The organism is Achromobacter sp. DMS1 (assembly GCF_001270295.1).
Window position 1 is genome coordinate 1 of record NZ_LHSJ01000305.1, and the last position, 4,717, is coordinate 4,717.

Sequence of the window (4,717 nt, forward strand, 5' to 3'; positions counted from 1 at the left end):
GCGGCGCTCATCGCGCAGGCGCGCCGGCCCATCTTCTACGGCGGCGGCGGCCTGGTGAATGCCGGCGCGCAGGCTTGCGAGGCTTTCGGCGAGCTGGTGCGCCACACCGGCGCGCCCTGCACGCTCACGCTCATGGGCCTGGGCGCGTTCCCGGCATCCAGCCCGCAGTTCGTGGGCATGCTGGGCATGCATGGCACGGTGGAGGCCAACCTGGCCATGCACAACGCCGACCTGGTGGTGTGCATCGGGGCGCGCTTCGACGACCGCATCACGGGCAAGCTCTCCGAATTCTGTCCCCATGCGCGCAAGATCCACATCGATATCGACCCGGCGTCCATCAACAAGGTGGTGCGGGTGGACGTGGCCCTGGTGGGCGATTGCCTGCCGCTGGTGCGCGCGCTGCGCGCCGAGCTGGGCGATGCGGCGCCGGACCCGGCGCGGCTGGCGCCCTGGTGGCGGCGCATCGAGGCCTGGCGCGCCCGCGACTGCCTGGCTTATGCGCCCGCCGCCGACGCCATCCTGCCCCAGCACCTGATGTCGCGCCTGAATGCGGCGCTGGCCGGCCGCGATGCGGTGGTGTCCACCGACGTTGGCCAGCACCAGATGTGGGCCGCGCAATACCTGCGCTTCGACCGCCCGGGGCGCTGGCTCACGTCCGGCGGCGCGGGCACCATGGGATACGGCGTGCCCGCCGCCATCGGCGCCCAGGTGGCGCATCCGGACAAGACCGTGGTGTGCGTGAGCGGCGACGCCTCGGTGCTGATGAACATCCAGGAGCTGTCCACCGCCATGCAGCACCGCACGCCGGTCAAGGTCGTGCTGTGCAACAACGGCTACATGGGCATGGTGCGCCAGTGGCAGGAACTGATCCATGGCGGGCGCTACAGCCACAGCTACAACGCGTCGCTGCCGGATTTCGTGGCGCTGGCGCGCGCCTTCGGCTGGGGAGCGGCGCGCGTGGAAGATCCCGCCGAACTGGACGCCGCGCTGGCGGCCTGCCTGGCGCACGACGGCCCCTACTTCCTGGATGTGGCCGTGGCCGCCCAGGAAAACTGCTTTCCCATGATGCCGGCCGGCGAAGGCCATCACCGCATGATGCTGGCCGAAGGCGTCTGGTATCAGGACGAAACGACCTGACCCGGCCCCCTCGGCGCAGCCCGCGCGCAGCGCGGCATGGGGGCCCTTTCTTTCAGAACTGGATCGACAGCCCGCCGTCCACCACCAGCACGTGCCCGTTGACGTAGGACGCCGCGCGCGAGGCCAGGAACACGGCCGCGCCGGCGATTTCCTCCGGCTCGCCCCAGCGGCCCATGGGATTGCGCGCGGCGATGCGCGGGCCGACCGCGGGGTCGGCCACCATGCCGGCATTGGTTTCGGTGGCGAACGTGCCCGGCGCGATGGCGTTGCTGGTAATGCCGCGGCCGCCGAACTCGGCCGCCAGCGCGCGCACCATGCCGGTCAGGCCCTGTTTGGCGGCCGGATACACCGCGTCGCCCGCGCGCGCCAGTTCGCCGACCACGGATGTGATCGCGATCAGCCGTCCGCCGCCCTGGCGCACCATGCGCTCGGCCGCGAACTTGGACAGCAGCAGCCCGGCCACCAGGTCCGTGTCGATCAGTTCGCGGATTTCGGCGGGCGACGTGTCCGCCAGCGTCTTGCGATTGCGCGCGCCCACGTTGTTGACCAGGATGTCCAGCCGCCCGTGCTCGGCATCGATGCGGCCAAAGGCCCGGGCCATCGCCGCATCGTCGCTGACATCGAAGGCCAGCGCATGCGCGTCCAGCCCCTCGCCCTTCAGCGCATCCGCCGCCGCGTGGGCCGCCTGCGCATTGCGGCCATTGATCAGCACGCGCGCGCCACAGCCCGCCAGCGCCCGCGCAATGCACAATCCGAGCCCGCGCGCCGACCCCGTCACCAGCGCGACCTGCCCGCCCAGCTCGAAATTGCGCAGATAAGGCAGCACACTCATCTCAACTCTCCATCACAGCGCATCACACGCAACGCATCATAAGTCCTCGTTCCATCGGACACCCCACAGCCATCATCGCGGATCCGGCTCTGCCGGTCCGCAGCGGCGCCCCCTTGAGGGAGCAGCGCGGAGGGCGCTTCGGGGGAGGGGGGCACATTCATTCGCGGAACTCCGGCGCCCAATGCAGCAGGCGCCGTTCCAGCCAGGTAACGCAATAGACCAGGGCGATGCCCACCACCGACAGCAGCGTCACGGCGGCGAACATGTCGGTGGCGTTCAGCGTGGCCAGCGCGGTAATCATGAGATAGCCCATGCCCGTGGTGGAGCCCACGAACTCCGCCAGCACCACGCCGATGAGGGCGAAGCTGATGGCGTTGGGCAGGGCCGCGAAAGTCCATGCGGCGACCGTGGGCACGCGCACGCGCCACAGAATCTGGCGCGGCGAACCGCCCAGCGTGCGGCAGAAGTCCACCAGCTCGCGTTCCACGCTGCGCCCGCCCTTGTAGGTATTGAAGAACACCAGAAAGAACACCACGAACCACGAGGTCACCACTTTCGAGGCCAGGCCCAATCCGAAGAACATGGTGATGAGCGGCACGAAGGCGATGCGCGGCATGGAGTTGAAGGCCACGATGAAGGGGTTGAAGACGTCGGCCAGGAAGCGGCTGCGCGACAGCGTCATGCCGACCAGGAAGCCGCTGGCCACGCCCACCGCCAGGCCCGCCAGCGTGGCCTGCAGCGTCAGCCACAGGTGCGGCCAGACCGAGCGGGGCCCGGGCTGCAGCCATTCCCAGAGCCGCACGGCCACGCGCGACGGCTGGCTGATGAAGAACGGGTCGAACAGCGTGTTCTGCACGAACCACGGGATGCGGGTGAGGATTTCCCAGGCGCCCAGGATGAGGGCCAGGATGAGCGCCTGCCACAGCGTGATGCGCAGCCGCCGGGCCGCGCCGGCGCGGCGGTCCTGGCGCAGCCGGTCCTGCAGGGAGTCGGAGGAAGCGAAATCGGACATGGATGGAGGAATCAGGCGGCGGCGCGGAACTGTTGTCCGAGCACGCTCCAGAGGCTTTGCACGTGGGCCGTGAACTGCGGGGTTTCGCGCAGCGTGAAGACGTCGCGCGGATGCGGGATGGCGATGCGCTCGTCGAGCAGCACGCGGCTGGGCGGTCCGGACAGCACCACCACGCGGTCCGAGAGGGTGATGGCCTCGTCCAGGTCGTGCGTGACCATGACGATGGTCTGCCCCAGTTTGCGCCAGATGTCGATCAGCTCGCGGTGCAGGTGGGTCTTGGTGTGCGTGTCCAGCGCGCCGAAGGGTTCGTCCAGCAGCAGGATGCGCGGCTCCACGGCCAGGCTCATCAGCAGCGCCACGCGCCGGCGCATGCCGCCGGAAAGCTGGTGCGGGTAGGCGTCGGCGAAAGCGGAAAGATGGCCCAGCTCCAGCAGCTCCGCCACGCGGTGCGCGATGCGGTCGGCCGGCACGCCCCGGAACTTCAGGCCCAGCGCCACGTTCTTCCTGACGCTGAACCACGGCAGCAGCGTGTCCTTCTGGAAGATGTAGCCCAGCGCGGGCGGCACCTGGCCGTCCACCACCCGGCCGTCCACGCGGATCTGGCCGGCGGTGGGCCGCAGGAAGCCGGCGATCATGTTGAGCAGCGTGCTCTTGCCGCAGCCCGAAGGGCCGACGATGGAAACGAACTCGCCCGCCGCGATGTCCAGGCTCACGTCGCCCACCGCATGCGTGGTGGCCTGGCGCGTCTGGTAGGCCTTGCCCACGTGGTCCAGCGAGATCATCACAGGCCCCGCGCGCGCCGCACGAAGCTCATGTCCACGCATTTCGCGTAGGGCGCGTTCTTGAGTTCCTCGTTGGAGAACTGGCGGCCGTCGCCCATGATGCCGGCCATGCGCTGGTAGGCGTCTTCGGTGATGAGGTTGTCCTTGAGGAACACGGTTTCCTTGTAGACGCCCAGCGTTTTCTCGATGGCGGCGCGCGGAAAGGCATTGAGGTAGTCGTCGTAGATGGCGTCGGTGACGGCCGCCGCGCTGTTGGCGGAAATGAAATCCTGCGCCTTGACGAGCCCGCCCACGAATGCTTGCACGACTTCGGGGCGCTTCTGGATGGTGTCGGCCAGCGTCAGCGCCGCGATGCCGGGCACGTCGCCGCCCATGAATTCCTGCCAGGAGCTTTCGGTGGTGGCGTCGAAGATGGGCACGCCCCAGCCTTCCTCGCGCGCCTGTTCCATCATGGACATGGTGGCCATGGTGGCCGATACCGAGCCGGTCTTGAGCGCGCCCAGCATGGTGGCCAGGTCGCCCAGGGGGCGGATGTCGACCTTGTCGGCCACGCCGGCCTTCTGCATGAGGTAGAGCGCCATCAGCCAGGTGCTGGACTGCGGCTGGGTGGCGCCCACGCGCTTGCCCGCCAGGTCTTTCAGCGTCTTGATCTTGCCGCTTTCGTAGTCTTCGCGGCGCACGATGATGTTGGCGTAGGTGAGCTTGCGGTCGAAGCCGAAGACCAGCGCGGCCGGCTTGCCGGCCAGCGTGAGCGCGGGCGCCGCGGTGGCCGCGGTGGCGCCAAATACGATCTGCCCGGCCGCCAGCAGCTGGTTGGTGCGCGGCCCGCTTTGCGAGTTCAGGTATTCGACGTCCAGCCCGCCTTCGGCGAAGTAGCCCTTTTTCAGCGCCACGTAGCCCGCCGCGAAGAAGGGGTCGATGCTGCCCTGCCCGTAGGCCGCGCGGCCGAGCTTG

5 protein-coding genes are annotated in these 4,717 nt (G+C 69.1%); 1 reads left to right on the forward strand and 4 read right to left on the reverse strand.

What is annotated here, in order from left to right; genetic code table 11:
* On the forward strand, positions 1-1,137 hold a 1,137-nt coding region (locus AD428_RS23045), incomplete at its 5' end, for a thiamine pyrophosphate-dependent enzyme (protein ID WP_235491085.1).
* Between the two features lie 52 nt (positions 1,138-1,189).
* Here the strand turns inward: AD428_RS23045 and AD428_RS23050 are convergent.
* From AD428_RS23050 to AD428_RS23065, 4 genes are all read right to left on the reverse strand, one after another.
* Positions 1,190-1,969: an SDR family oxidoreductase gene (locus AD428_RS23050; protein WP_053246705.1), complete on the reverse strand. Its 780-nt coding sequence runs from the start codon at positions 1,967-1,969 to the stop codon at positions 1,190-1,192.
* 157 nt (positions 1,970-2,126) lie between these two features.
* A complete protein-coding gene (locus AD428_RS23055; protein WP_053246706.1) occupies positions 2,127-2,981 on the reverse strand; it encodes an ABC transporter permease in 855 nt (284 codons plus the stop codon).
* Between the two features lie 11 nt (positions 2,982-2,992).
* The gene (locus AD428_RS23060; RefSeq protein WP_053246707.1) at positions 2,993-3,763 is read right to left on the reverse strand and encodes an ABC transporter ATP-binding protein; all 771 of its coding nucleotides are present in this window, start codon (positions 3,761-3,763) and stop codon (positions 2,993-2,995) included.
* The coding region (locus AD428_RS23065) for an ABC transporter substrate-binding protein (protein WP_053246708.1) at positions 3,763-4,717 on the reverse strand (955 nt) is incomplete at its 5' end. The genes AD428_RS23060 and AD428_RS23065, both read right to left, overlap by 1 nt.

What these genes read in the sequence shown, in the direction of transcription:
- AD428_RS23050 (WP_053246705.1), bottom strand. Translation starts at nt 1,969, where the DNA reads ATGAGTGTGCTGCCTTATCTGCGCAATTTCGAGCTGGGCGGGCAGGTC.
- AD428_RS23055 (WP_053246706.1), bottom strand. Translation starts at nt 2,981, where the DNA reads ATGTCCGATTTCGCTTCCTCCGACTCCCTGCAGGACCGGCTGCGCCAG.
- AD428_RS23060 (WP_053246707.1), bottom strand. Translation starts at nt 3,763, where the DNA reads ATGATCTCGCTGGACCACGTGGGCAAGGCCTACCAGACGCGCCAGGCC.